Below are 24,975 nucleotides of genomic sequence, written 5' to 3' on the forward strand. Positions count from 1 at the left end.
CCTGTGTCGGGGCAGATCGCCGGGGTCTCGTCCTTTACTTGGGTTTAGTGCGGCTTAAAGTGCCGTGATTCGCAATGGAGCCGTCATGAACCCTTGGCTTTCGAGAACCTTGGCGAAGGTCATCTTTGTTGCCGCCGCAATAGCCTTGTCCGGCGCCGGCCTGGCCAATGCCGCGCAGCCAAGCGGCACGGTGAAGTCAACGCATGGGGCGTGGTCGATCATCTGCGATACGCCCGCCGGTGCTACATCCGAACAATGCGTGATGATGCAGAACGTCGTCGCCGAGGACCGTCCGGAAATGGGTCTTTCCGTCGTCGTGCTGCGCACAGCCGACAACAAGGCCGAAATCCTGCGTGTGCTGGCGCCGCTCGGCGTGCTGTTGCCGAACGGCCTCGGCCTCAATGTCGACGGCAAGGATATCGGCCGCGCCTATTTCGTGCGCTGTTTCCAGGACGGCTGCTATGCCGAGGTCATCCTGGAAAAGCCGCTGCTCGACACGCTGAAGACCGGTACGTCCGCCACCTTCATCGTCTTCCAGACGCCGGAAGAGGGCATCGGCATTCCCGTCGACCTCAAGGGTTTCGCCGACGGCTTCGCCGCCCTGCCTTGAGCCTGGGTCTTGTAGCACGATCCAGTGATGTTGACCGGCCGAGGTCACGGCAAATCTCATTTCAGATTGTCTGTGCGGGCCTTCGCGCCTACATCGTGGGAAACAATCCTCCTGCGAATGGACCTGCCATGAACAGCCTGATCGGCCAATTTGACATTTCCGACGATCGCATCAAGCAAATCGTTGCCGAGACTATTAACGGCGCCGACGACGGCGAACTGTTTCTCGAATATAGCGAAAGCGAATCGCTGATGTTCGACAATGGCAAGCTGAAGACCGCGAATTTCAACACCGACCAGGGTTTCGGCCTGCGCGCCGTCGCCGGCGAAGCCAGCGGCTACGCCCATTCCAGCGATCTCTCCGAAGCCTCGCTGCTGCGCGCCGCCGATGCCGTTTCGACGGTGAAGAGCGGCTATTCCGGCACGCTTGCCGCAGCGCCTGCCCGCACCAACCGCCACCTCTACGGCGACGGAAACCCTATCCCCTCGCCTTCCTTCGAGGCCAAGGCCAAGCTGCTTCAGGAAATCGATGCATGGCTGCGGGCCGAGGATCCGCGCGTCAGGCAGGTGACGGCGTCGCTCGCCGCCTCCTGGCAGCATGTCGAGATCATGCGCGCCGACGGCCAGATGGTGCGCGACATCCGTCCGCTGGTCAGGATCAACGTGTCGGTGGTGGTCGGCGACGGCGACCGCCAGGAGAGCGGCTCCTACGGCATGGGAGGCCGCAAGGATTTTGGTGAATTCCTGATCGAGGACAGCTGGCGGCACGCGGCCAAGGAGGCATTGCGGCAAGCGCTGGTCAATCTCGAAGCGGTTCCAGCACCTGCCGGCACTTTCGACATCGTGCTGTCGAGCGGCTGGCCGGGCGTCATGTTGCACGAGGCCGTCGGCCACGGGCTGGAAGGCGATTTCAACCGCAAGAAGACGTCGGCCTTTGCCGGCCTGCTTGGCCAGCAGGTGGCAGCGAAAGGCGTCACCGTCGTTGATGACGGCACCCTGCCCGAGCGGCGTGGCTCGCTTACCGTCGACGATGAGGGCACGCCATCGGCCCATAACGTGCTGATCGACGATGGCAAGCTGGTCGGCTACATGCAGGACCGCCAGAACGCCCGGCTGATGGGCATGAAAGCCACCGGCAACGGGCGACGCCAAGGTTACGCGCACGAGCCTATGCCGCGCATGACCAACACCTACATGACAGCGGGCGACATGGAGCCGGACGAGATCATCGCCTCGGTCAAGAACGGCATCTATGCCGTGTCGTTCGGTGGCGGCCAGGTTGACATCACTTCGGGCAAGTTCGTGTTCGGCTGCACCGAAGCCTACATGATCGAGAACGGCAAGGTGACGCAACCGATCAAGGGCGCCATGCTGATCGGCAACGGGCCGGATGCCATGCATCGTGTGGCGATGATCGGCAACGACATGAAGCTCGACACCGGCATCGGCATGTGTGGCAAGGCCGGACAGGGCGTGCCGGTCGGCGTCGGCCAGCCGCATCTCAGGATGAACCAGATGACAGTCGGCGGCACCAGGGTTTGATGGAGTTGACGCCGAATTATCGCCGCTCCGGAACAACCAATCCCCGCCGCCCACTGCCTTGTCATCGCTTTAAGTAGGAGTAGCTTGCGCCTTGAATTTGCGGAGAGCTTCGACTATCTTACATTCGTCTTACACATAAGGACGTGCGCAGATGGCTGCCGCAAAGAAGCTCGTAACTACGGTCTCGACCAAGGGACAGGTCATCCTGCCCAGCGCGATCCGGAAACGGAGGGAATGGCATGCCGGCACACGCCTTCTGGTCGAGGATACCCCGGAGGGCGTGCTACTGAAGCCTGCGCCAGTCTTCGCCGAGACACGGCCAGAGGACGTGTTTGGATCGCTGCGCTATAGTGGCAGGCCGAAGACGTTGGAGGAAATGGACGCGGGCGTGCTCGCCGAAGCGCGGCGGCGCCATGCTCGCAATTGATACCAACCTGATCGTCCGCTACCTGACGGGCGATCACCCGTCGCAGTCTTCCCGCGCCCGGGCGCTGATCGATAGCCAGCCGGTCTTTGTCGCCGTCACGGTGATGCTGGAAGTCGAATGGGTGTTGCGCAGCGCCTACGGTTTTGCGCCGCTTGAAATCGCCCGTACGCTACGGGTGTTTAGCGGGCTTCCCACGGTAGAGGTGGAAGACGGGGCGGTCGTGTCGTCCGCGCTCGACCTCTCGGAACAGGGGTTGGATTTCGCTGATGCGCTGCATCTGGGCAAGTCCGCTCACTGCGCTGGCTTCGCGACTTTTGACCGCAAGTTCGTCAGGGCCGCGAAGGCGGCCGGATACGAACGCGTGCAAGAAGCATAGCAGCTCACAGCGGCCCAGCGCGGCACAAAAGCGCGCCACAGGGTCAGCCTGGTTTCAGGCATAGATGCCGGAGCGGACTGCCTCCAGATAGGCAAGCACCTTGTCCGTCTTGCCTTCGCGAACCAGATCGTAGGCGGTCTTTCCGGCCCAACCGGGGATCGGCTGATGCTTGAACCAGATCGCCGCACGATGTTCATCACCGGCCATCTCGCCGGCCATCGCCAGGATACGGACGATGGGACTCAATGCGGCGTCGACCTTGCGCGCACCGGACTCGGCGGCAAGCGTGTTGCGCGCGAGACCGGTCAGCCCCAACAGTTCTGTCGTATTGACCCCTAGCAGTTCAGCGACCCGCCTTGGCGAGAGAAACGGCGCCCGCTCCTCGCCGAAGCACGATGGCGAAATTTCGAAGGCTGCGGTGCTCGTGGCAATTCCCTAGCACGGTCTGAACGATGTGCGCTAAAAATGTGCTTTTTTGGTGCGCGTTTCAGGCCCTGGCTGCTAGCGTCTTCGTCTCGGCTTCTCCAACAGCGCCACGGCCTCGACATGCGGCGACCACAGGAACTGGTCGATCGGCGTCACGCTCTTCAGGGTATAGCCGCCGTCCATGAGGATGCGTAGGTCCCGCGCCAGCGTTACCGGATTGCAAGACACCGCAGCGACGAGCGGCACGTAGGAGCGCGCGATCTGCTTCGACTGGTCCTCGGCGCCGGCGCGAGGCGGGTCGAAGACAACGCCGTCAAAGGCATTCAACTCCTTGAATGTGAGCGGCCTCCGGAACAGGTCGCGACGTTCGCCGGTCACCCGCTTCAGGCCGCTGGCGAAACGGAATGCCCGGTCGAGCGCCGCGAGTGCTGCCGCATCGCCTTCCACCGCATGAACCTCCGATCTTGCGGCCAGGCGCAGCGCGAAGCTGCCGCAGCCGGCGAACAGATCGGCGACCTTTTTGGCGCGCGCGAAATGCTGGCCGACAATGTTGGCCATCGCCTGTTCGGCAGCCTCGGTCGCCTGCAGGAAAGCGCCCGGAGGCACTGCGACGGCGACGCCACCAAACAGGACGACCGGTTTGTTTGGTTCGATAATGATCTCGCCGTCGACCGACAGCCTGGCCAGCCCCTCGGCGATGACGAAGTTGGAAGCGACGCGGCGCTGGTTCTCGCCGAGCTTGCCGGAATCGTGAACCGCGACATCGAGGCCGGAACCGGTCACCGTCACCGCCATGTGGAACGATTTGGTCGTGGTGCAGATCAGTCCGGCAAGCATCCTCAAACGGTCGAGCGCAGCGACGATCTGCGGCGCCGAGATCGGGCATTCCTCGATCGAGATGATCTCGGATGACAGCGCGCGAACGAAGCCGAACTGCATTCCCGCCTCGCTCCGCCGGGCGGTGAAGACGACGCGGCGGCGCGTGTGCGGCGCGCACGGCACCAGCGCCCCGACATCGCAAGCGATGCCCTTGCTCTTCAGCGCATGCACGACCTTTTCGCGCTTCCACCGGTGATAGGCTTCAGTCTCGAGATGCTGGACGGCGCAGCCGCCGCATGCGCCGAAATGCCGGCACGGCGGATCGACCCGCAACGGCGAAGCCTCAACGACCGACATCAAGGTGGCGCGATCTTTCTCCCGCGCGGCGGTGACGACCTCTCCCGGCAGCGCGAACGGAATGAAAATCTCGCCGGTTTCCGTCTCGGCGATGCCGTCGCCCTGCGAGCCCAACCTTGCGATCGTGAAACGGGTGCTCATCGCTTCTGGGTCTCGACGTCCTTGATGCCGCCGAGCAGGAACTCGCGGTTGCCGTCGCCGCCCTCTATCGGTGACAGATGAAGCCCCAGCGAGCGCCAGCCGGGAATGGCATCGAGCCAGTCCTGCATCAGGCCGGCAATGCGCGCCGCATCATAGGGGTCCTTAAGCAGGCCGCCCTTGCCGATCGCCTCGCGGCCGGCCTCGAATTGCGGCTTGACCAGAAACACAGCTTTTGCGCCATTCCTGGCCAAGGCAAGCGCCGGCGGCAGCGCCAGTTTCAGCGATATGAAGCTGACATCCGAGACGATGAAATCCGGCACACGGCCGCCGAGATCGGCGGCCGATAGTTGGCGCGCATTCAGGCCTTCAATTACCGTCACGCGCGGATCGCCGGCAATGTCGGAGTGCATCTGGCCGTGCCCGACATCGATCGCGGTGACATGCGCCGCGCCGCGTTCGAGCAGCACCTGCGTAAAGCCCCCGGTCGAGGCGCCGACATCGAGCGCTTCGCTGCCGGTGGGGTCGAGGGCGAAATGCTCGAGACCAGCCTTCAGCTTCAGTGCGGCGCGCGACACGTAACCCTGCGCCGGATCGTCAACGACAATGTTGCACTCAGGCAGAACGGCCTGGCCCGGCTTGAGGGCGACGATGCCATCGACCGTCACGGTGCCGCGCTCGACCGCGTCGCGGGCACGCGAGCGGCTGGCAAACAGACCGCGCTGGACGAGCAATTCGTCGAGCCGCTGGCGTATGCTGGCTGGCGGAAGGGAAGTCATCGGCCTTCATGGCGAATGCCAACGATGATGGCAAGGATATTGGCGATGAGACAATGCATAGTTGGCAACGGGTGAACGCATCAAGCCACTCCGCTGTTTGTCGAACCTCGCACGAGATCCGACGCAATGCTAAGAAAGAGATGCCGTTTAGCCGTCGAAACGTGGAGGAGGAAACATGCTGACGGGAACCTGCCACTGCGGCGCAGCCCACTGGACCCTGGAGGGCGATCCCGGTTCGATCACTGCCTGCAATTGCACACTTTGCCGTCGCTACGGCACGCTCTGGGCTTATGACCATGTCGACGAACGCATCCGCCTTGCCGGGCCCGTAAGCGCCTATCGGCGCGTCGGAAAGGCTCATCCTTCGCTTGAGATTCTCTTCTGCCCAACCTGCGCTTGCGTCCTGGCCTGGCGCGGTTTGCATCCCGATGCGGCTGGGCGCTACCGCATCGCCGTCAATGTGAGGCTTGCGCCGCCCGAGGCCGTCGCCGATCTCCCGATCGACCATTTCGATGGTCTCGATGCATTCGAGGATTTGCCGAGAGATGGTCGCTGTGTGCGGGATATGTGGTTCTAGTTTCTAGAGTCTCTTCGGGATCATGCTTTAGAATATGGTCCGCGAAACCCGCCGTTCGACGGCCGGCGTCAGACCGTCGCTGCTGTCGCCGAACACCTGCGGGCGCGGCCGGTCAACGGAAATTGACGCCTTCGGTGAGGTATCTGGCATGACGACAAATTGCGGCGCCTGCTTGTAGGAAAAGCCGCCACGGATCTCGCCGATCTTGCCGGCGACGATGCCCATCACCGCCTCTTCGAGTTTGCGGTCGTAGCGCGTTTCGGCCCCGGCCGACGCGGCGAAGATGGCCGCAAGCGCGATGCCGCCCAAAAGCGATCTCATTGGTCTTCTTTCCCCTGCCTGGTTGCCTTCTAGCAGGGCAGCGTTGAAGAACGGCCAAAGGACACGGTAAGCAAATCGCCAAACGGCAGCGTAAAAAGCAGGTTACGACTGTTCGCCGGCAATTTGATTCAGGCAGTTGAGATATTGATTCAGGCTAGCATCTTGCAGCCAAGTTGAATCGCTTCGGCGTCGCCGGAAATGCGTCTAAAAACTAGGCGCGCTGGGCCTGCGCGGTATGCCCCAGCGCCACGAACACGGTGCGCACGATGCCGGCGCTGTCCAGCCCGGCATCGGCATACATCTTTTCCGGCTTGGCATGGTCGACAAATGTGTCGGGCAGCACCAGCGGGCGCACCTTCAAGCCGCTCTCCAGCAGCCCTTCATGGGCCAGGAACTGCAGCACATGGCTGGCGAAGCCGCCGACCGCGCCCTCTTCCACCGTCACCAGCACCTCGTGTGAACGGGCCAGCCGCCGGATCAGGTCCTCGTCGAGCGGCTTGGCAAAACGGGCATCGGCGACCGTGGTCGAAAGCCCGGCCGCGCCAAGCTCCTCGGCCGCGGCCAGGCAATCCTGCAGCCTGGTGCCGAAGGAAAGCAGCGCAACCTTGGTGCCCTCCCTGACGATCCGGCCCTTGCCGATCTCCAATACCGAGCCGCGTTGCGGCATCTCGACACCAACGCCGTTGCCGCGCGGGTAGCGGAAGGCGATCGGGCCGTCATCGTAGCTTGCAGCGGTGCGTACCATATGGCGCAGCTCGGCCTCATCGGCCGCGGCCATGACGACGAAACCGGGCAGCGTCGCCAGGAAGGTCGTGTCGAAGGCGCCGCAATGGGTGGCACCATCGGCGCCGACGAAGCCGGCGCGATCGATCGGAAAGCGCACCGGCAATTTCTGGATCGCCACGTCGTGGACGACCTGGTCGTAGGCGCGCTGCAGAAAGGTCGAGTAGATCGCCGCGAAAGGCTTGAAGCCTTCCGTGGCAAGACCGGCGGCGAAGGTCACCGCATGTTGCTCGGCGATGCCGACATCGAAGGTCCTCGCCGGAAACGCTTCGCCGAACAGGTCAAGCCCGGTGCCGTTCGGCATGGCGGCGGTGATGGCGACGATGCGGTCGTCCTCTCGGGCCTCCTGGATCAGGCTTTCGGCAAACACCTTGGTGTAGCTCGGCGCATTGGCGGGCGCCTTGGTCTGGGCGCCGGTGATGACGTCGAATTTGTTGACGCCATGATATTTGTCGGCCGCTGCCTCGGCCGGGGCGTAGCCCTTGCCTTTCTGGGTCACGACGTGGATCAGCACCGGGCCGTCGGCATTGTCGCGGACGTTCTTCAGCACCGGGATCAGGTGCTCGAGGTTGTGACCGTCGATCGGGCCGATGTGGTAGAACCCCATTTCCTCGAACAACGTGCCGCCGGTGACGTAACCGCGCGCATGCTCGACCGCTCGCTTGATGGCGCGATCGGCGCGCTCGCCGAGATACGACGTCAGCTTCTTGCCGAAATCGCGCAAGCCCAGATAGGTCTTGCCCGACGCCAGACGGGCCAGATAGGCGCTCATTGCGCCGGTCGGCGGAGCGATCGACATATCGTTGTCGTTCAAGATGACGATCAGCCGGGCATCGAGTGCGCCGGCATTGTTCATCGCCTCATAGGCCATGCCGGCCGACATGGCGCCGTCGCCGATGACGGCAATGACATTGTTGCGGCCATCGGACAGATCGCGCGCCATCGCCATGCCGAGGCCGGCTGAAATCGAGGTCGAGGAGTGGGCTGCGCCGAACGGATCGTATTCGCTCTCGACGCGACGGGTGAAGCCGGACAGGCCGCCCTCCTGGCGCAGCGTGCGGATGCGGTCGCGGCGGCCGGTCAGGATCTTGTGCGGATAGGCCTGGTGGCCGACGTCCCAGATCAGCCGGTCGTCCGGCGTGTTGAAGACGTAGTGCAGCGCGACGGTCAACTCGACCACGCCAAGGCCGGCGCCGAGATGGCCGCCGGTGTGGGAAACGACGTCGATCAGTTCGGCGCGAAGCTCTGACGCAAGCTGCGGCAGGTCGCCTTCGGCAAGCGTGCGCAAATCGGCTGGGACGCGGACCTTGTCGAGAAGCGGCGTATCGGGCTTTGCGTTCACTGTTTGCGAGCCTGGTCAGATTTTCTGTTCATCGTGAAATATGCCGCTGGCCGGCGAATGTAAATGTGGCGGTAACGCGCATCAGCTTTCGGGCAGCGGGATGAACTCTTGCTCGTCTCCAGGAACGATATCGAAGCGGCCTGTCTTCCATTCTTCTTTCGCCTGCTCGATGCGTTCCTTTGAGGACGATACGAAATTCCACCAGATATAGCGTTTCGAACCGAGCGAGGCGCCGCCAAACAGCATGAAATGGGCGCCGCGTTCCGATGAGACAACGATTTCGTCGCCGGGCCGGAAGACCAGCAGCCGCTCGGCCGGAAAGCGGTCACCGGATATCGAAACCTCGCCTTCCAGCGTATAGATGGCGCGCTCCTCGGCATCGGCCGGGATTTTCACGCTGGCACCCGGCGCCAGCCTGAGATCGGCATAAAGCGTGTCCGAAGCGGTGGCGACCGGGGAGCGCAGTCCGGAAAACGCACCGATGATCACACGGCCGCTGACCCCCTCGGCCTCGACTTCGGGCAGGCGCAGGGCTGCGGTGTTCTCGAAGACCGGCGCGACCTCCTCCTTGCCGTCCGGCAGCGCCAGCCATGTCTGCAGGCCGGAAACCGACATCGGCGCGCCGCGCAGTTCTTCCGGCGTGCGCTCCGAATGGACGATGCCACGGCCGGCGGTCATCAAATTCACGTCCCCGGGCTGGATTACCATCTCGGTGCCGAGCGAATCGCGGTGCCTGATCTTGCCGTCGAACAGGTAAGTCACCGTAGACAGGCCGATATGTGGGTGCGGACGCACGTCGAGCGCCTGGCCCGCTCGCAGAACGGCTGGACCCATGCGGTCGAAGAAGATGAAGGGTCCGACCAGCCGGCGCCTGGCCGTCGGCAAGGCGCGGCGAACCTGAAATCCGCCAATATCCTTGGCATTCGGAATGACCATCAGCTCGATCTGATCGCTGGCGAAGGCATCGCCCATCTGCGGATCGTTTCCGGGAAAGAAGCTCACGCGGTCCCCTCAGGCGAAGCGAAGTGCGGATTTGGCCTTCGCCTTGGCCGCCACCTCTTCGCGATTGCGCGGATGCTGCGTCGTCTCGAGGCTGTCGAGCAATTCGCGCGCCGAGGCGGCAATGGCCTCGACGGCATGGTCGAACGCATGCTGGTTCTGTTTCGACGGCCGCGTCGTTCCGCTCAGCTTGCGGACAAACTGAAGTGCGGCATCGCGGACCTCGTCATTGGTTGCCGGCGGATCGAAATTGAACAGGGTCTTGATGTTTCTGCACATCCTTCGCAATCTCCTCTCGTCCTGGAGCCGTTTCAAACGGGATGAGTTTTACCCTCAATCGTGATGATGTCCAAAGCCGGTAAGCAAAATTGTCGTTCGACGCCGCGCCTCAATCCGCGTCCAACGGCTCTGTCCCCACCGGCTTGCCGTCACGCGACAGCCTGATTTTCTCGACCTTGTCCTCGGCCGCCTTCAGCAGCCGGTCGCAATGCGCCTTCAGCGCCTCGCCGCGCTCGTAGATGCGGATCGACTGGTCGAGCGGAACGTCGCCGCGCTCCAGATCGTCGACGATCCTCTCCAGCGCCTCGAGCGCCTGCTCGAAGCTCATCGCCTTGACGTCCTCGTTGGTCTCACCAGCCATCATCTATCCCTTCATCAGCCGCCCAACATGGGCGGCGACTGAAAATGCCAATCCCTGCAGATCGTAGCCGCCCTCGAGCACGCTGACGAGCCGGTTGCGGCTATGGCGCCCGGCTCGTTCGAGCAACTGGCCGGTCGCCCAGTCGAAATCATCCTCAGTCAGGTTGATCTCGGCCAGCGGATCGCGGTGGTGGGCATCGAAACCGGCGGAGATGATGATGAGATCGGGCGCAAAATTGTCGAGCGCCGGCAGGATGCGTGACAGAAAGGCGTCGCGAAAACTATCGCTGCCGCTCTGCGGCGCCAGCGGCGCGTTGACGATGTTGCCGGCGCCGGTTTCGCTCACAGCCCCGGTTCCCGGGTAAAGCGGCATCTGGTGTGTCGAGCAATAGAGCACCGATGGATCGTCCCAGAAAATGTCCTGCGTGCCGTTGCCGTGATGTACATCCCAGTCGACGACGGCGACACGGTCGGCGCCATGGTTCTTCTGCGCGTAGCGTGCCGCGATCGCGGCGGTGTTGAACAGGCAAAAACCCATGGAGGTGGTCTTTTCGGCATGATGGCCGGGCGGCCGTGCGGCGACGAAGACGTTTTCGGCACGGCCGGTGAAGACGTCGTCGACCGCGGCGTTGGCTGCGCCGATCGCGGTCACGGCCGCCTGCCAGCTCTTCGGGCTGGCGGTGGTGTCGGCATCGATACGGGCGATGCCGGTGTCCGGTATCGCTGCACGGACCCGTTTGACGAATTCGGGCGGATGTGCGTAGAGGATGGTTGCCTCGTTGCCTTCCGGCGCCTGGACGCGATCGAGCGCCGCGAACGCCTCGTCGTCAAGCACACGCTCTATGGCGCGCAAACGGTCCGGCCGCTCCGGATGACCGGGCGGTGTTATGTGCTCGAGGAAAATCGGGTGGGTATAAAGTCGCGTGACCATGCCCCGATATAGGCGCGCCTCGCCGCTTTGGCCATGTTTTCGCGCGCTGGTGAGGCGATGTTCAACAGGGTTTAGGCAACCGGCGTCGGCTGAGCCCACCGCGAGCCGCCTGGGATCGGCGAAAAGAATGACCTCAGGCCGGTGATCGGTCAATCTGGGGCTGCTTCGCTGACGATCGATCAGGCTTAGGCAGCTTGCCGGTGCGATTGAGCAGCCCTTCCAGAAGAACCTTGAACGCCTTCACTGCCTTCTTCGACGTCGCTTCGGGATCGTTCGAATTTGCGATCCACTGCGCCCCATGCAACGAAGCGCCGCTGACCAGCCTTGCCGCGGCTTCGGGATCGACGGCGAGAATTGTCCCCTCGTCGCTCAGTCTTTGCAGGCTCTCCGTCATCGAGCGGATGCATGTGCTCTGGCTTGGCCATTGCGATGGATCGCCGAGCACCGCCGGCCCGTCACGAAGCACGATACGCTGGATCTCCGGCTCCAGCGCCATCTCGATATAGGCGGTGCATTCGTCGACAAAGCCCTGCCAGAGATTGCCCGGCTTGGCCGAAACGACCTTCAGCCGGGCTGCCATTTCGGCGTCGATCTCGGCGATAACCGCCTGGAGTAGGCCCTTCTTGTCGCCGAAGTGATGATAGAGCGCACCGCGCGTCAGCCCGGCCGATGCCGTGAAGTCATCCATCGAGGCTTCGGCATAGCCGAGCGTGCCGAAGGCCTGGCGCGCCGCTCCGATCAGCTTGGCGCGGGTTTCGGCAATCATCTCCTTGCGTGGTCTATGCATGCTCTGGCCCTATTACCATACGTCTCGTATGCCAATTGACATACGCCGCGTATGATCTATTTAAACTCATACGCTACGTATGTAACCGCCGAACCGGCCGTTGTCGAGGAGCCAGACCATGCAAAATCCCTATTCCCAGATCTTTCGCGCGTCGGGCGCCAAGGGCTTTGCCGCCGCCGGCTTCGTTGCCCGGCTGCCGATGGCCATGGCTCCGATCGGGATCGTCGCGATGCTGTCGCAGACCGATGGCGAATACTGGCTGGCCGGTGCCGTCTCCGCGACATATGCGCTGGCCAACGCTTTTGTCACCCCGCAGGTATCGCGACTGGTGGACCGCCTCGGCCAGACGCGGATTGTGGTGCCGACCACCATGATTTCCACGCTCGCTTTTGCGATCCTGATTGCAGCGGCCAATCAGCATTGGCCGATATGGACGCTATTCGTCTCGGCGCTGCTCGCCGCCATCATGCCCAGCATACCGGCAATGGTGCGCGCACGCTGGACCGAGATTTTTCGCAACCGCCCCGAGTTGAACACGGCGTTCGCCTTCGAGTCGGCGGCGGACGAACTGGTGTACATCGCCGGCGCATCGCTGTCGGTAGGGCTGAGCGTCGCGCTTTTCCCGGAAGCGGGAGTGCTCGCGAGCACATTGTTCCTCGCCTTCGGTTCGACGGCCTTCATCCTGCAGCGTTCGACCGAACCGCGAGCCCGACCGGTGGAACACGGTTCGGGCGGCTCGGCAATCCGGCTGCGGCCGGTCCAGATCATCACCTTGGCCCTGATCTTCATCGGCGCGACCTTCGCCACCACGGAGGTGAGCACCGTGGCGATCACGAAGGAGCTTGCCCAGCCGGGCGCCGCCAGCTTCGTCATCGGCGTCTACGCGCTCGGATCGTTCGTCGTCGGCATCATCATCGGCGCCCTGAACCTGAAAGTGCCGCTGCAGATTCAGCTTGCCATCGCAATCGCCATCATTGCGCTTACCTCGCTGCCGCTGCTCGTCGCCGACACCGTGCCGCTGCTGGCACTGGCCGTCTTCGTCAGCGGCGTGGCAATCTCGCCGACCTTCATCACGGCATTTGGCCTGATCGAACGGCGCGTGCCCGAGGCGGTGCTGACCGAGGGCGTGACCTGGGTGATGACCGGCATCGGCATCGGCATGGCGCTCGGCTCGTTCGCCGCCGGCTGGGTAGTGGACGCTTTCGGCGCGCAGAACGGGTTCTGGGTATCGGTGGCATCGGGCACAATCGCGCTGGTCATCGTGCTCGCCGGCCAGCGCAGCCTTGCCGCGCCGAACTGCGACATGCCTGCATGCGACGCAGCCGCGGTCGCTGCGGAATAGTTTCCGGTGCGTTCGGCCCGAGCCGGGGCCGGACGCATACCAGCACCGTGAGAATGGCCTAAAGAATCTCGGTCTTGGCGATGTGGATGCCAAAACCTTCGAGGCCGACATAATGGCGCTCGCGCGAGGCGATCAGATTGATCGAGGAAATGCCGAGATCCTTGAGGATTTGCGCGCCGAGGCCGATCTCGCGCCATTCGTTTTCGCGGCGACGAGCCTCTTCATGGTCCTCGCGGTCGCCGGCAGCCGGCCGCTTGCGCTCCTGATGGGCGACGCCGACCGAGCCTTCGCGCAGATAGACGATGACGCCGCGTTGGCGCTCGCCCATTGCCTTCATGATGGCGTCCAGCCTGTGGCTGGTGCCGAAGACGTCGCTGACCACGTCCTCGGAATGAAGGCGCACCGGCACCTCGACGCCGTCGCGGATATCGCCGAAGACGACCGCCACGTGATGCATGGAGTCCCAGGGCAGCGTGTAGGTGAAGACCTGCGCCTTGCCGCCCGGCGTCTCGATGTCGGAACAGGCGACGCGCTCGACCAGCGTTTCCTTGCGTTGCCGGTAGCCGATAAGGTCGGCAACCGAGATCTGCTTCAACCCGTGCTTTTCGGCGAAGGCCTGCACCTGCGGGCCACGCATAACGGTGCCGTCATCATTGACCAGCTCGGAAATGACGCCGACCGGCGGCAGGCCGGCGAGCTTGCAGAGGTCGACAGCGGCTTCGGTATGGCCCGAACGCATCAGCACGCCGCCTTCGCGCGCGATCAGCGGAAAGATGTGGCCGGGGCGCACGAAATCGGACGCGCCGACATTGCCGTTGGCGAGATTGCGCACCGTCAGCGTCCGGTCGTCCGCCGAAATGCCGGTCGTGGTGCCGTGCTTGAAGTCGACGCTGACGGTAAAGGCGGTGGTGTGGGCGGAATCATTGTCAGCCACCATCGGCGACAGGTTGAGCCGCTTTGCTTCCTCGCGCGGCATCGGCGTGCAGACGATGCCCGACGTGTTGCGGACGATGAACGCCATCTTTTCCGGCGTGCAATGGACGGCGGCGACGATCAGGTCACCCTCGTTCTCGCGGCCGTCATCGTCCATAACGACGACGATCTCGCCGCGCTCGAAGGCGCGCAGGGCTTCGACGATTTTCTTCTGGTCGTAAGGCATGGGTGCTCGCTTCGCTCGCGGGAACAGGGGAGTAAGGGAGTAGGGCAGTACGGGAGTAGGGAAAAGGAAAAAATGCTGTCGTGGGAGCTGCGTAACCTACTCCCCTACTCCCCTACTCCCCTACTCCCCTACTCCCTTCCCGTTTGTCCCCGATGACGCAGATAATGATCGGCAATGGCGCAGGCAACCATCGCCTCGCCGATCGGTACGGCGCGGATGCCGACGCATGGATCGTGCCGGCCCTTGGTCATGATCTCGACGTCGTTACCGTCCTTGTCGATCGACTTTCGCGGCGTCAGGATCGACGAGGTCGGCTTGACGGCGAAACGCGCGACGATCGCCTGGCCGGTCGAGATGCCGCCGAGGATGCCGCCGGCATTGTTGGACAGGAAGACCGGCTTGCCGTCATTGCCCATGCGCATCTCATCGGCATTCTCCTCGCCGGTGATGCGGGCGGCCTCGAAACCGTTGCCGATCTCGACGCCCTTGACGGCGTTGATCGACATCAGGCCGGCGGCGATGTCCTGGTCGAGCTTGGCATAGATCGGCGCGCCAAGCCCCGCCGGAACGCCGTCGGCGACGATCTCGATGACCGCACCGACCGAGGAGCCCGCCTTGCGGATGCCGTCCAGATATTTCGTGAAGACGGCGACGGACGCCGGATCAGGCGTGAAGAACGGGTTTTCGGCGTCGCCGACGAAATTCCAGTTCCAATTGGCGCGATCGATCGATTTATCGCCCATCGACACCAGCGCGCCGCGCACCACCATGCCGGGCACGACCTTGCGGGCAAGCGCCCCGGCCGCCACCCGCGCCGCCGTCTCACGCGCCGAGGAGCGACCGCCGCCGCGGTAATCGCGCAGGCCGTATTTGACCTCGTAAGTGTAATCGGCATGGCCCGGCCGGAACTGGCGGGCGATGTCGCCATAGTCCTTGGAGCGCTGGTCGACGTTCTCGATCAGCATCGACACCGGCGTGCCGGTGGTGACCATCGTCTCACCGTCCTCATCGAGGATGAAGCCGGACAGGACCTTGACCTCGTCAGGTTCGCGACGCTGCGTTACAAAACGTGACTGGCCGGGGCGGCGCTTGTCGAGTTCGGCCTGGATCTCGTCGCGAGTGAAGCGGATGCCTGGCGGACAGCCGTCGACGACGCAGCCCAGCGCCGGCCCATGGCTTTCGCCCCAGGTGGTGACGCGGAAAAGATGGCCGAACGTGTTGTGCGACATGGAACCAGCCCTGCCGGCGTCGGAGCCGGCCTAGCGCATGACCCCGAAAATCGGAGCGATTTTCGGAAAGGATCATGCACAAAATCAAAAGTGCTACAGCGTCCCCTTGCGCGTCCAGGAGGACGCGCGGCGCTGTCGCCTGCCTTCTATTGGCGTTTTCCACAGTGGTCAAACTGTGATCCCGCGGATTTAGTTTTGACACATTCGATTGGTTTCTGCTCAGTTCCGTTCCGTTGGACGGAGCCGCTGTACCGGCAATGATTAAAGAGGACGATGATGCGTATCCTGATTGGCGCTGTTGCCGCCACGCTGTTGATTTCCACCGCCGCCTTCGCCGGCCAGACCGAGGGCCTGATCAAGAAGGTCGACAAGGATGCGCTGACGCTGACGCTGGACGACGGCAAGTCCTACAAGCTGAACGCCGAAACCGACCTCGATGCGCTGAAGCCAGGCATGGACATCGTCCTCGCCTACGACGTGACGAATGGCGAGAACGTCGTCACCGACATGGAACTGCCGGACACCGGATCGACCGAGTAGGACGCGTCGATATTCAGCTGATGCCGGCCCGACCTGATCTCAACATACGCTAGGTCATCGGTCTCAGAGCCACTCCAGGCGCCGGCCGTCCAGTCTGAGCACGCGATCCTGCGGCACTTCCATGCTGACCGCATCTTGTTCGGACATCCCCAGTACCAAGCGGAACATTACGCGCATGATGCCACCATGGGTCACGCAGACCGTCTGGCGATCGAGCGCGTCGAACCACGGCTTCACCCGTTCGAGCAGCATCTGGTAGCTTTCGGCGCCCTCGCCGGGCGGCTGGAAATTCCATTTATCGAGGCGGCGGCGCCTGGTCGAACCGGGATTGTTCGCCTCGAGTTCGGCAAAGGTGAAACCCTGCCAGTCGCCAAAGCTCAATTCCACGAGCAGCGGCTCGGTACGATAGGCGTACGGATCGAGCTTCATCGCCGCGCGCAGGCGCTCCATCGTCTCGCGCGTGCGCCGCATCGGGCTGGCGACAAAATCGAAATCTTCGGGCTTGTCGATGAGTTCGGCCAGCCTGCGCCCGTTGCGGCTAGCCTGCTCGCGGCCGAGCTCGTTGAGGTCGGTATCGGCCTGCCCCTGCAGCCGGGCCTCGGCGTTCCACGCCGTCTGGCCGTGGCGCACGATATAGACGAGCGGGTACATCAGGTCTTCCGGAAGAGGTCAGGCGGTGGCGTCAGTCCTTGACCGTCGAAATATCCGGCGCGTCGACCGCCTTCATGCCGACGACATGATAGCCGGAATCGACATGATGGATCTCGCCGGTGACGCCGCGCGAAAGGTCGGACAGGAAATAGACGCCGGAATCGCCGACCTCCTCCTGCGTGACCGTCTGCTTCAACGGCGAATTGTATTCGTTCCATTTCAGGATATAGCGGAAATCGCCGATGCCGGATGCGGCAAGCGTCTTGATTGGGCCGGCGGAGATCGCGTTGACACGGATCTTCTTGGCGCCGAGGTCGACGGCCAGATAGCGCACGCTGGCTTCGAGTGCCGCCTTGGCGACACCCATGACGTTATAGTGCGGCATCACCTTTTCCGCACCGTAATAGGTCAGCGTGAGCAGCGAGCCGCCGTCGGTCATCAGCGCCTCGGCACGTTTGGCGATGGTGGTGAAGGAATAGACCGAAATATCCATGGTGCGCAGGAAATTGTCGCGCGTCGTCTCGACATAGCGGCCGGTCAGTTCGTCCTTGTCGGAAAAGGCGATGGCGTGGACGAGGAAATCGAGCTTGCCACCCCAGTGCTTGCTGACATTTTCGAACACCGCATCGAGGCTGGCCGGGTCGGTCACGTCGCAATGGCCGGCGACATGCGCGCCCAGTTCCGCCGCGAGCGGCTCGACGCGTTTCTTGAACGCCTCGCCCTGATAGGTCAGCGCGATCTCGGCGCCATGGTCGACACAGGCCTTGGCGATGCCGTAAGCGATCGAGCGATTGTTGGCGATGCCAAGGATAAGGCCGCGCTTGCCGGCCATAAGGCCCCGTCCACCCGCCATGTCAGCGCTCTCCGAAAGGTTCTCTGCTTTGTGGAGTGCCTATCGCACAGCCACAGTGCCCCTTCAAGCGTTCAAAGCGGACAGTTCGGGGGACAAAAGCGTTTGCTCAACAGCGCCGCGCGTCCTTTGGACGTGCAAAGGACGCTGTAGCGCTTTGACCTTGCAGTCATGGGCCGGTGGGAAAATCCGACACCTAGTGTCCGTGTGGCACGGCGGAAGAGGACCCTTTGGCGGAAGTTCGTTGGCCCGTGGCCGAAGCACGCTCATGACCCCAAGCCGACAATGGGACCGCTTACATCGAACGACCGCTTGATGTCGCTACCGAGTCCTTCCGTCACAGCAGAAATCCCGTCTCGAATCCTTTGCCACGTGTAGGTTTGACCTCACGGAAGCCGAGAATTACAGATAGACTTATATTAGCAGATGCTATATTAGGGTGCGGGGACGCGAGGGGCCGCTAGTGTACTCGGATTGCCGTCCTTTCCTTAGATTGATTGGGCCATTCGCGATTGAGAGCGCGGATGGCGCGGACGTCACGCCGCATGGCAGACGGTCTAAAGCGCTCTTGGCCATGCTCGCCCTGGCACCCAACGGTACGCGGAGCCGAAAATGGCTGCAAAGCAAGCTCTGGAGCACTCGCGGCGAGGAGCAGGGTGCAGCGAGCTTGCGGCAGGAGCTGTCCGAGGTTCGGAAGTCGCTCCGCCGCGCCGGCATTGATCTAATCTCGACCGATCGTGATGTGGTTCGACTCGACGTCGCTTCGATCGGCATCGATTTGAACGATCCACCCGAAGGCTCTGCCACGCGTGATCTGCTTGAGGGCCTCGATATTCGCGATCCAGAGTTCGAGGATTGGCTTCGTGAGCAAAGAAGCCAATGGCCCCGGCCTCGCACAGTGCCAGCAAACGTCTTTCCTGTTGCCGCGGCAGATCAGTTGTCCGGACAGCGAAGCGCCTCACTTCTGAATTCGTCGCGGCTATGCTTGGGCCTGGTTCGCGATGCCAGGTGGACGGAGGGCTCCGCTAACAGGGCCGTCAGCGACCTTGTCCTGGATCTGGTGGTTCGATCGATCCTGAATTTCGAAGTGGTCGACGTCGTGGATTTTCAAGCGCAGGGACCGCTGACCCAAGCGCCTGACACTGCGCTACCAGACTGGCTGTTGCAAACCAGGGCAACGGTGGTGGGCGACAGAGTGGGCCTGACATTTGCATTAATTGCGCCCGGTGACAGCCGGCTCTTGTGGTCGCATACGGATTTTCTCGAGCCGGCCGACCTGACTGGCCCGGCGAGCCTGAAGCTGATGTCGTTGGTCAATCAGATCGTGTTTTCGATCCTCGAATTCGTTCTCGATCCTAAGTCCATCCGCGACGAGCCCCGACACCGGGCGTCTCGGCTTGCATTGACAGCGCTGCGACAGGTATTCCGCATGCGCGATACGGACCTGGATTCGGCGGAGCGCATGCTCGCCGAAGCATATGAGCTCGACCCGCGTAGCACGTATCTGGCGTGGCAGCTGTTTGTGTTTGTCACCCGCTTTGGCGAGAGACGGGTCGGCCGCTCGGGCACCTTTCACGATCAGGTTCGGGAATGCGCCAGTCGCGCCGTCGAAGTGGCCCCCTTCAATCCTATCACCCTGGCGTTGGCCGCTCATGCCCATTCGTTCGTCTTTCGTGAATACGCACAGGCACTGGAACTCGCCGATCGAGCGATAGCCGCTAACCCGCTACAAGCCATTTGCTGGGACATGCGTGCCTTGACGCTCGGCTATCTCGGCGAAGTGAAGCGTGGCTATGAGGATGCGATGCGCGCACGTGCACTGGGCGGGCCTCCCCTGTATCGTTACTGCATCGATACCACGTGCTGCATCTTGGCAACTCTGAACGGGCGCTTCGAGGAGGGGATACGTCACGGCGAGCGTGTCCTTGCGCAGCAACCCACATACCTACCCGCTTTGAGATACTCGGCTGCCTGCCACGGGCATTTGGGGCATACTGTGGAGGCAGTTCGAACTATCGAACGCTTGCGCGCCTGGGAGCCGGATTTCTCGCTCGAGCTGCTTTCGGAGGAGAATTATCCAATTGCAGGCGTACTCGGAGTTTCGGTTATCAAGAGCGGGTTGTCGCGGATAACGCTGCCAAGGTACGCACCCTAGCGCTGCGCACCGCAGGCGTTACGTCGAGGCTCCGACCACCAGTTGGCGCGGATCAAATTTAGAAGCTTTAGTTGAGGGGTGGACATGATGTCGACAATTGATCTCAATAACAAGTTGTTTAGCGCCCGATTCTTAGTAAGTGGATCGGCCATAAGGCAATATCCGCTGATATTGGGTGACGCAAGTCCTGAAAAATCTCTTGAGGAATACATTAAAAATAGAGGCGGCGAAAAACTGCATCCTTTCGCGTCTATGATGACCAAGAGCAGCGTTCTGTCGATTCAAGAAGAGCAGATCGTGATAACGATTTCTGATGACCCTGTGGAGGGTGCCATGCGCCTTTCGCCAGCCTTCCTGGCGGGGCCGAGCGCAGGTCGAGGTCGAGGCAGGGGCAGAGGGCGCGGACGAGGACGGGGACGCGGCAGGGGGCAAACGGCTTTCGAAACTGGCGAGGAGGCTTTGCCGGCGTGGCACGACAAGCGTGCCTTGCACAGGATCGGACTAAGCGTCGCCAACAAATATCTCGGTGCGATCTGGGAGGACATTCTTATCGATCCCCCGCCCGGACCTTCAGAGAGCCTCAGGGAGACAGAAGCGCTTATCGATCTGCAGAAGAGGAGGGAAGGTGACCCGCTGCGGCGCGAGGAGATCGTCCGCCAAGCATCGTTCGGGATTTTGGACTACACGGCACCGCTCGGAATAGACACTCTCGCGGGCTTCGAGGGGACATGCGCATTGATCGTTGCGATCCTCGAACTCACGGAGGAGATCGGGCTCAACTACAAAGATCGATTCAATCGGCCACGGCCCAACATCATTGAGCCGAGGCTGCGGCCGGCGCTTCCGGTTCCTTCGCACGCTTCCTACCCGTCCAACCATTCATTTCAGTCATTTGCAGTGGCGAACGTTCTGCAACGGATGCTGCCCGAGCACGCCGGCGTAACCGCGGTTTATGAGCGCGCCCGCCGGGTGGCCGAGAACAGGGAATGGGCCGGGCTGCACTACGCCAGCGACACCGATGCCGGCGAGGAACTGGCTGCGCGCATTTCTCCGTACTTGGTGGACGCGATGGATGAAACGATCAGACGCGCCCAGAGCGAATGGTAGGTGGGTGCCATGATGGACGACATCAAGAAGGGCGAAGGCCATCTTTGTTATGACTGGTATCACTACCTGTGGCACCTGATCGCAATCGGCGCCTTACGCGATCGTCCGCGCATCCCTGAAGCGCGGTTGCCGCACGAGGCCGCATACCTGCTGGAGGCCGACGCCTGGGATTTGTTGGGTACTGACAAGCCCGGTTACGGCGAGGTCATTGCCCAGATCGATACGGGAGTGAACTCAAGCCATCCCAATCTCGAGCCTCGTATCCTTTCTGCGGTCAGCTTCGCCGCTCACCCTTTCGGGTTGAGTTACGTCACACCCAAGCAGCAACCGCTCGTCTTGCGAGGGCCGGAAAAAAAGCAGAGCAAGAGCTTTGTGGGCGACGATACCTGGGCGTGGGCGGCAAGCCTGATCAAATCGAGGAACAATGCGCAGGAAGTCGAGGTTCAGAAATCGCTGCTTCGAGCACTGAAAGATGGGCGCGGCGTAATTCAGGAGACTGCTGAGACCTCGCGTATGCGCTACTCAGCGCACGGGACCGCCTGCGCCGGGCTGATGGTCGGCGCCCCTGCGGCCCCGCCCACGAAGTTGAGGCAATTTAGCAACGGTGAAGGCGCAATACCTTATTGGGGGGTCGCCCCAGGCGCTGAACTCCTGCCGATCGAGATTTCAGCACGGCCCGACGCAGCGCAGCTCATTCTGGCGTTCCTCTATGCCCGCGACCAGAAGGTTTCAGTCATACACTTTCCCCGGGAAGTACCCGATCCATGGCGAGCGCACCGTTCCTATCCTGGATATGGCGACAGCAGATATACTTCGGTCGAACAGGCAAAGCCAATTTGGGATTATTTCGAGACGCTTTTCGAGGCGATCAGCGAGGAAATCCCCATCATCTGCGCAGCCGGCAACGATGGCTACGACCATCTGATTTACCCGGCGAGCAAGGCCGGCGAAAGCAATGGCGTGGTTGCGGTGGCGGCCGCCACTTATCTGGCGAGACGTTCGGCATATTCCAACTACAGCGGCGATCCGACCGACAATTCCGTCACCATTTCCGCGCCGTCCGACGACCAGGAGGTGTGTACACGCTGCCAAATACGACTGGACCGTGAGTCGCTGCGTTCACGTGACCACAATTTCGAGATCTACGAGAAGCTCCCCCAGGTTGAATACGCGCCGCAGGGCGTGCTCACCACGGACATCCCGGGCCACCACGGCTATTCCGGCGGACAGCTGGAAGGAATCCAGCCACCGGGCGTCGAAAGCAGAGACCGCGCCGGGCTCTACACAGTATTTGGCGGAACATCTGCAGCCTCGGCCATCGTCGCGGGAGCAGCCGCTTTGTTGCAGTCGAAACATCGCTCCACCGGTAGGCCGCTCAACGGCATAGAGGTTAAGGCGAAGATGACCCAGTCAGGCGCAAAGGAGGTTTCATGGCCTTGGCTTAAAAAAGCTGACGTTCCGATTCTACCGGACAGCCCTAATTGCGAGAGAAGGGTGCCTTCGTTCGATCAGCAGTTTGGAGCGGGGCTGCTTGACCTCCGGAAGTTGCTGAGCTGAGGGTCCCGCCGAATTTTGACTAAAAGGTCGGCTGCAAGCCGCCAAAGCCGGGCCCGAATGGATTTCTGACGTAATTCTGACGTGCCCGCCACGGCGGGCTTACGATCCGCCTACGCCGTCCAGTCATATTCGAGCGACATTTGAAACCGCTCGGGGGCCGGACTCCAATGCATCCGATCACTGCCTATACGAATCCACAGACTGACCGCGTGCTCCCGTCATTCGGCATGGGTGAAACGAAATTCCAGCGCGCCATCGCCACGATCATGTTTACCGACGTGGAGGACTCGACCGGCTTGGCGAGCGCACTTGGCCTGATCGAAACCACGCGGTTCATGATCGAGCACTTCACGTTGACCCGCCAGGTCGTGGTGGCCAATGGGGGGATCGTTCAAAACTTTACAGGCGACGGCGTGCTAGCTCTCTGGCTGGGGAGCGAAATGACGCCCAGCGAAACGGCGCTAAAGGCGCTGGCCGCCGTCGCGGAACTGGTACCGGAAATCTCGCTCGGCAACGCTTGGAAGCGTTCAATGGGCTCCCTGTCGCGCCGCATCAGGATCGGCTTACACTCCGGCGAGGTGATGTTCGTCAACGATCGCCAGCGGGATTTCTCTTTTCTGGTCGGCTCGGAGGTAAATTTCGCCCGCCACGTCGAGCAGGCTGGCAAGAGGGAGAATGGCGCAGGCGTCGATGCGCTGGTGATGGTCAGCGGTGCGACCCTCCACCTTGCTGGCCTGGCGACTGCATCGATCGACCCCTACAAGCTTGTGCGGCTAACCCCCGCCGAACTGGCTCATCGCCAGTCGGTCGACTGGCCTCGACCGTGTTCGCGAAGCGGAACTATGGCGCGTGCAAATGTCGGCCTTTGAGGCGTTAGCTGACGTTGAACCTACTTCGGCCAAATGGCGGCTCCTGGCGCTGGTTGCTCGTTTCCTGTCAATAACCGACGCGGCATGAAACCACTCACGCCCGCTTACGACGTCAAGCGCCAGCCTTTTCGACCGTCAGCCCTTTCGCCTGCGCATCAGTGCCTCGAGCTCGGCGTCGCCGCCCTCCGGCAGCATCAGCCGCACGTGTGCGTAGAGATCGCCGTGACCGCCGGCCTTTTCCGGCAGGCCCCTGCCCTTCAGCCGCAGAACCTTGTCCGAGCTCGACCAAGGGGGAACGTTGACCGCAATCCTGCCGGTCGGGGTTTCGACCGCCACCTTGGCGCCATGCACCGCATCGGCCAGTTCCACCGGCAGGTCGACATGCAGGTCGCGGCCTTCGACGCGGTAGCGCGGGTGCCGGCGGAAACGGATCTTGACCAGCGCATCGCCCGGCTGCCCCGGTCCTTGCTCACCCTGGCCTTTCAACCGGATGGTCTGGCCGTCCTCGACATAGGCCGGCAACTTGACCGCCATCTTGCGGCCGTCGGGGAACATCGCCGTCACTTTCTCGGCGGTTGCGGCCTCCTCGATGGTGACGTCCAGCGTCACGTTGAGGTCGGCTGCAGTCGGCATCCGCCGGCCGGCGCCCATGCCGGCACCGCGCTGCTGGCTGAAAGCATCGCCGAAGATCTGGCTAAAGATGTCGCTGTTGCCGTCGAACGGGTCACCACCGGGACGGCCCGTGCGGAATTCGAAATGCGCGCCGCCCGGCCCTTGCTGCCGGCGGAAACCGGCGAAAGGATCGGCGCCGCCGGCCGCACTCTCGAAACCCTGAAACCGCGGTTTGCCTTCGGCGTCGATCTCACCGCGATCGAAAGCCGCCCGGTTCTTCTCGTCGCCGACGATCTCGTAAGCCTGATTGGCGGCGGCAAAACGCTCCTTTGCCTTGGGATCCGGATTCTGGTCCGGATGATACTTCTTGGCGAGCTTCCGGTACGCCGATTTTATGTCCTTGGCCGATGCGTTCTTGGCAACGCCCAGCACCTCATAGGGGTCGCGCATGCTTACTGCCCTGGAGAAGGAGTGGTTCCATGATCGCCTCCTATATGCGCTTGCATAGGAAGAAATTCCAGTGGCTTACCGCTATATAGCCGGCGGAAAATCAGAGCGCCTTGAAGTCCTGCATTCGCCAGGCGCTGCCGCCGGCCAGGCATACTTCGCCTTTGAACAGCGCGACGCCGTCGAAGCTCTCGCGCGACGCGGTGAAGCGACGGCATGTCTCACCGTTAGCCCTGAATTCTGCGAGCTCGGTGATGGAGCCGCGCGAGCCGGTGTCGGCATTCGCCCAGGGAACGGCCTGCCCAGCCAGTTGCTCGACGTCGGCGGAGGACACGGCGTTGCGGATCGTGGCCTGATCGGAGGCGCGGTCCTGATCGAGCGGCGTGACTGAGGCCGGCGTGCTCGAGGTCAGCACCGAGCGGTCGACCTCCGCCTGCTCCAGGCTGAAGCCGCCGCCACCACAGGCGGCAAGCGGCAGGACGATTATCACGATCATGGCTTTGGCGCTGGCCGAAGCGATAACGCTCCATTGCCCACTGTCAAAAGCTTGCGCGATACGCGACAATCGGCAATCTCCCCAGCCGGCGACAAATTTGGGAAAAACT

The 24,975-nt window shown here is 62.5% G+C and carries 27 protein-coding genes; 11 read left to right on the forward strand and 16 right to left on the reverse strand.

The features are described 5' to 3' along the window. The first annotated feature begins 85 nt into the window (after positions 1-85). The 4 genes from NKH59_RS04515 to NKH59_RS04530 all read left to right on the forward strand — a co-directional run bounded on the left by NKH59_RS04515 (position 86) and on the right by NKH59_RS04530 (position 2,954). On the forward strand, positions 86-610 hold the full coding sequence (locus tag NKH59_RS04515) for an invasion associated locus B family protein (RefSeq protein WP_023674131.1): 525 nt from the start codon (positions 86-88) through the stop codon (positions 608-610). A 128-nt stretch (positions 611-738) separates the two neighbouring features. Continuing rightward, entirely contained in the window at positions 739-2,151 is a 1,413-nt protein-coding gene (gene tldD / locus NKH59_RS04520) for a metalloprotease TldD (protein ID WP_352501957.1), read from the forward strand. 151 nt (positions 2,152-2,302) lie between these two features. After that, complete coding sequence (locus NKH59_RS04525; protein WP_352449889.1) at positions 2,303-2,578, forward strand: AbrB/MazE/SpoVT family DNA-binding domain-containing protein; 276 nt, start codon at positions 2,303-2,305, stop codon at positions 2,576-2,578. Further along, a complete protein-coding gene (locus tag NKH59_RS04530) occupies positions 2,565-2,954 on the forward strand; it encodes a type II toxin-antitoxin system VapC family toxin (protein ID WP_023674128.1) in 390 nt (129 codons plus the stop codon). Before NKH59_RS04525 ends, NKH59_RS04530 begins: the two co-directional genes overlap by 14 nt. 54 nt (positions 2,955-3,008) lie before the next feature. Here the strand turns inward: NKH59_RS04530 and NKH59_RS04535 are convergent, their stop codons facing one another. From NKH59_RS04535 to NKH59_RS04545, 3 genes are all read right to left on the reverse strand, one after another. Next, complete coding sequence (locus NKH59_RS04535) at positions 3,009-3,359, reverse strand: antitoxin Xre/MbcA/ParS toxin-binding domain-containing protein (protein ID WP_502908675.1); 351 nt, start codon at positions 3,357-3,359, stop codon at positions 3,009-3,011. A gap of 96 nt (positions 3,360-3,455) precedes the next feature. After that, positions 3,456-4,697: a class I SAM-dependent RNA methyltransferase gene (locus NKH59_RS04540; RefSeq protein WP_352540102.1), complete on the reverse strand. Its 1,242-nt coding sequence runs from the start codon at positions 4,695-4,697 to the stop codon at positions 3,456-3,458. Then, a complete protein-coding gene (locus NKH59_RS04545; RefSeq protein WP_352470660.1) occupies positions 4,694-5,473 on the reverse strand; it encodes a TlyA family RNA methyltransferase in 780 nt (259 codons plus the stop codon). Before NKH59_RS04545 ends, NKH59_RS04540 begins: the two co-directional genes overlap by 4 nt. Before the next feature lie 175 nt (positions 5,474-5,648). Between NKH59_RS04545 and NKH59_RS04550 the strand changes: the two genes are divergently transcribed. Continuing rightward, positions 5,649-6,050: a GFA family protein gene (locus NKH59_RS04550; protein WP_352449893.1), complete on the forward strand. Its 402-nt coding sequence runs from the start codon at positions 5,649-5,651 to the stop codon at positions 6,048-6,050. A gap of 27 nt (positions 6,051-6,077) precedes the next feature. Here NKH59_RS04550 and NKH59_RS04555 read toward each other — a convergent pair whose 3' ends face one another. The 7 genes from NKH59_RS04555 to NKH59_RS04585 all read right to left on the reverse strand — a co-directional run bounded on the left by NKH59_RS04555 (position 6,078) and on the right by NKH59_RS04585 (position 11,852). Then, complete coding sequence (locus tag NKH59_RS04555; protein ID WP_352449894.1) at positions 6,078-6,371, reverse strand: hypothetical protein; 294 nt, start codon at positions 6,369-6,371, stop codon at positions 6,078-6,080. A gap of 211 nt (positions 6,372-6,582) precedes the next feature. Next, positions 6,583-8,496 (reverse strand): 1-deoxy-D-xylulose-5-phosphate synthase, encoded by a 1,914-nt coding sequence (dxs, locus tag NKH59_RS04560; protein ID WP_352470661.1) that lies wholly within the window; start codon positions 8,494-8,496, stop codon positions 6,583-6,585. A gap of 81 nt (positions 8,497-8,577) precedes the next feature. Continuing rightward, complete coding sequence (locus NKH59_RS04565) at positions 8,578-9,498, reverse strand: pirin family protein (protein WP_352540104.1); 921 nt, start codon at positions 9,496-9,498, stop codon at positions 8,578-8,580. Between the two features lie 9 nt (positions 9,499-9,507). Beyond that, positions 9,508-9,774, reverse strand: a complete 267-nt coding sequence (locus tag NKH59_RS04570) for a DUF2277 domain-containing protein (protein ID WP_023716908.1) — start codon at positions 9,772-9,774, stop codon at positions 9,508-9,510. A 109-nt stretch (positions 9,775-9,883) separates the two neighbouring features. Next, complete coding sequence (locus tag NKH59_RS04575; RefSeq protein WP_031211056.1) at positions 9,884-10,135, reverse strand: exodeoxyribonuclease VII small subunit; 252 nt, start codon at positions 10,133-10,135, stop codon at positions 9,884-9,886. Between the two features lie 3 nt (positions 10,136-10,138). Beyond that, positions 10,139-11,065 carry a histone deacetylase family protein gene (locus NKH59_RS04580; RefSeq protein WP_352470663.1) on the reverse strand — a complete coding sequence of 309 codons (927 nt, stop codon included), beginning with the start codon at positions 11,063-11,065 and terminating at the stop codon, positions 10,139-10,141. Between the two features lie 133 nt (positions 11,066-11,198). Then, positions 11,199-11,852, reverse strand: a complete 654-nt coding sequence (locus NKH59_RS04585) for a TetR/AcrR family transcriptional regulator (protein WP_352470664.1) — start codon at positions 11,850-11,852, stop codon at positions 11,199-11,201. Positions 11,853-11,970: 118 nt separating this feature from the next. Between NKH59_RS04585 and NKH59_RS04590 the strand changes: the two genes are divergently transcribed. Next, on the forward strand, positions 11,971-13,194 hold the full coding sequence (locus tag NKH59_RS04590; RefSeq protein ID WP_353021078.1) for an MFS transporter: 1,224 nt from the start codon (positions 11,971-11,973) through the stop codon (positions 13,192-13,194). Between the two features lie 58 nt (positions 13,195-13,252). On the opposite strand, the gene ribB is transcribed toward NKH59_RS04590, so the two are convergent. Together ribB and aroC are read right to left on the reverse strand one after the other, a co-directional pair. Beyond that, positions 13,253-14,353 carry a 3,4-dihydroxy-2-butanone-4-phosphate synthase gene (gene ribB / locus NKH59_RS04595; RefSeq protein WP_352449900.1) on the reverse strand — a complete coding sequence of 367 codons (1,101 nt, stop codon included), beginning with the start codon at positions 14,351-14,353 and terminating at the stop codon, positions 13,253-13,255. Between the two features lie 128 nt (positions 14,354-14,481). Continuing rightward, a complete protein-coding gene (gene aroC, locus NKH59_RS04600) occupies positions 14,482-15,582 on the reverse strand; it encodes a chorismate synthase (RefSeq protein ID WP_352470666.1) in 1,101 nt (366 codons plus the stop codon). Positions 15,583-15,858: 276 nt separating this feature from the next. Here aroC and NKH59_RS04605 point away from each other — a divergent pair, with 276 nt between their 5' ends. Beyond that, positions 15,859-16,122, forward strand: coding sequence for a DUF1344 domain-containing protein (locus NKH59_RS04605; RefSeq protein WP_023716902.1), 264 nt, complete (start codon positions 15,859-15,861; stop codon positions 16,120-16,122). Between the two features lie 63 nt (positions 16,123-16,185). Here the strand turns inward: NKH59_RS04605 and NKH59_RS04610 are convergent, their stop codons facing one another. Together NKH59_RS04610 and fabI are read right to left on the reverse strand one after the other, a co-directional pair. Beyond that, positions 16,186-16,773: a histidine phosphatase family protein gene (locus NKH59_RS04610; protein ID WP_352501966.1), complete on the reverse strand. Its 588-nt coding sequence runs from the start codon at positions 16,771-16,773 to the stop codon at positions 16,186-16,188. A gap of 31 nt (positions 16,774-16,804) precedes the next feature. Next, positions 16,805-17,626, reverse strand: coding sequence for an enoyl-ACP reductase FabI (gene fabI, locus NKH59_RS04615; RefSeq protein WP_352449903.1), 822 nt, complete (start codon positions 17,624-17,626; stop codon positions 16,805-16,807). Positions 17,627-18,197: 571 nt separating this feature from the next. Between fabI and NKH59_RS04620 the strand changes: the two genes are divergently transcribed. The 4 genes from NKH59_RS04620 (at position 18,198) to NKH59_RS04635 (ending at position 23,311) form a co-directional block, all read left to right on the forward strand. Next, positions 18,198-19,778, forward strand: coding sequence for a hypothetical protein (locus tag NKH59_RS04620; protein WP_352925108.1), 1,581 nt, complete (start codon positions 18,198-18,200; stop codon positions 19,776-19,778). Between the two features lie 84 nt (positions 19,779-19,862). After that, positions 19,863-20,885 (forward strand): phosphatase PAP2 family protein, encoded by a 1,023-nt coding sequence (locus NKH59_RS04625; RefSeq protein WP_352449905.1) that lies wholly within the window; start codon positions 19,863-19,865, stop codon positions 20,883-20,885. Between the two features lie 9 nt (positions 20,886-20,894). Continuing rightward, complete coding sequence (locus NKH59_RS04630; RefSeq protein WP_352612392.1) at positions 20,895-22,442, forward strand: S8 family serine peptidase; 1,548 nt, start codon at positions 20,895-20,897, stop codon at positions 22,440-22,442. Between the two features lie 167 nt (positions 22,443-22,609). Continuing rightward, positions 22,610-23,311, forward strand: a complete 702-nt coding sequence (locus tag NKH59_RS04635; RefSeq protein ID WP_352501968.1) for an adenylate/guanylate cyclase domain-containing protein — start codon at positions 22,610-22,612, stop codon at positions 23,309-23,311. Between the two features lie 135 nt (positions 23,312-23,446). On the opposite strand, the gene NKH59_RS04640 is transcribed toward NKH59_RS04635, so the two are convergent. Both NKH59_RS04640 and NKH59_RS04645 read right to left on the reverse strand, forming a co-directional pair. Further along, on the reverse strand, positions 23,447-24,373 hold the full coding sequence (locus tag NKH59_RS04640; RefSeq protein WP_023716886.1) for a DnaJ C-terminal domain-containing protein: 927 nt from the start codon (positions 24,371-24,373) through the stop codon (positions 23,447-23,449). 100 nt (positions 24,374-24,473) lie between these two features. Further along, positions 24,474-24,935, reverse strand: coding sequence for an RT0821/Lpp0805 family surface protein (locus tag NKH59_RS04645; protein WP_352612390.1), 462 nt, complete (start codon positions 24,933-24,935; stop codon positions 24,474-24,476). Positions 24,936-24,975 lie beyond the last annotated feature (40 nt).

The organism is Mesorhizobium sp. M0998 (assembly GCF_040318885.1).
Lineage (GTDB): Bacteria > Pseudomonadota > Alphaproteobacteria > Rhizobiales > Rhizobiaceae > Mesorhizobium.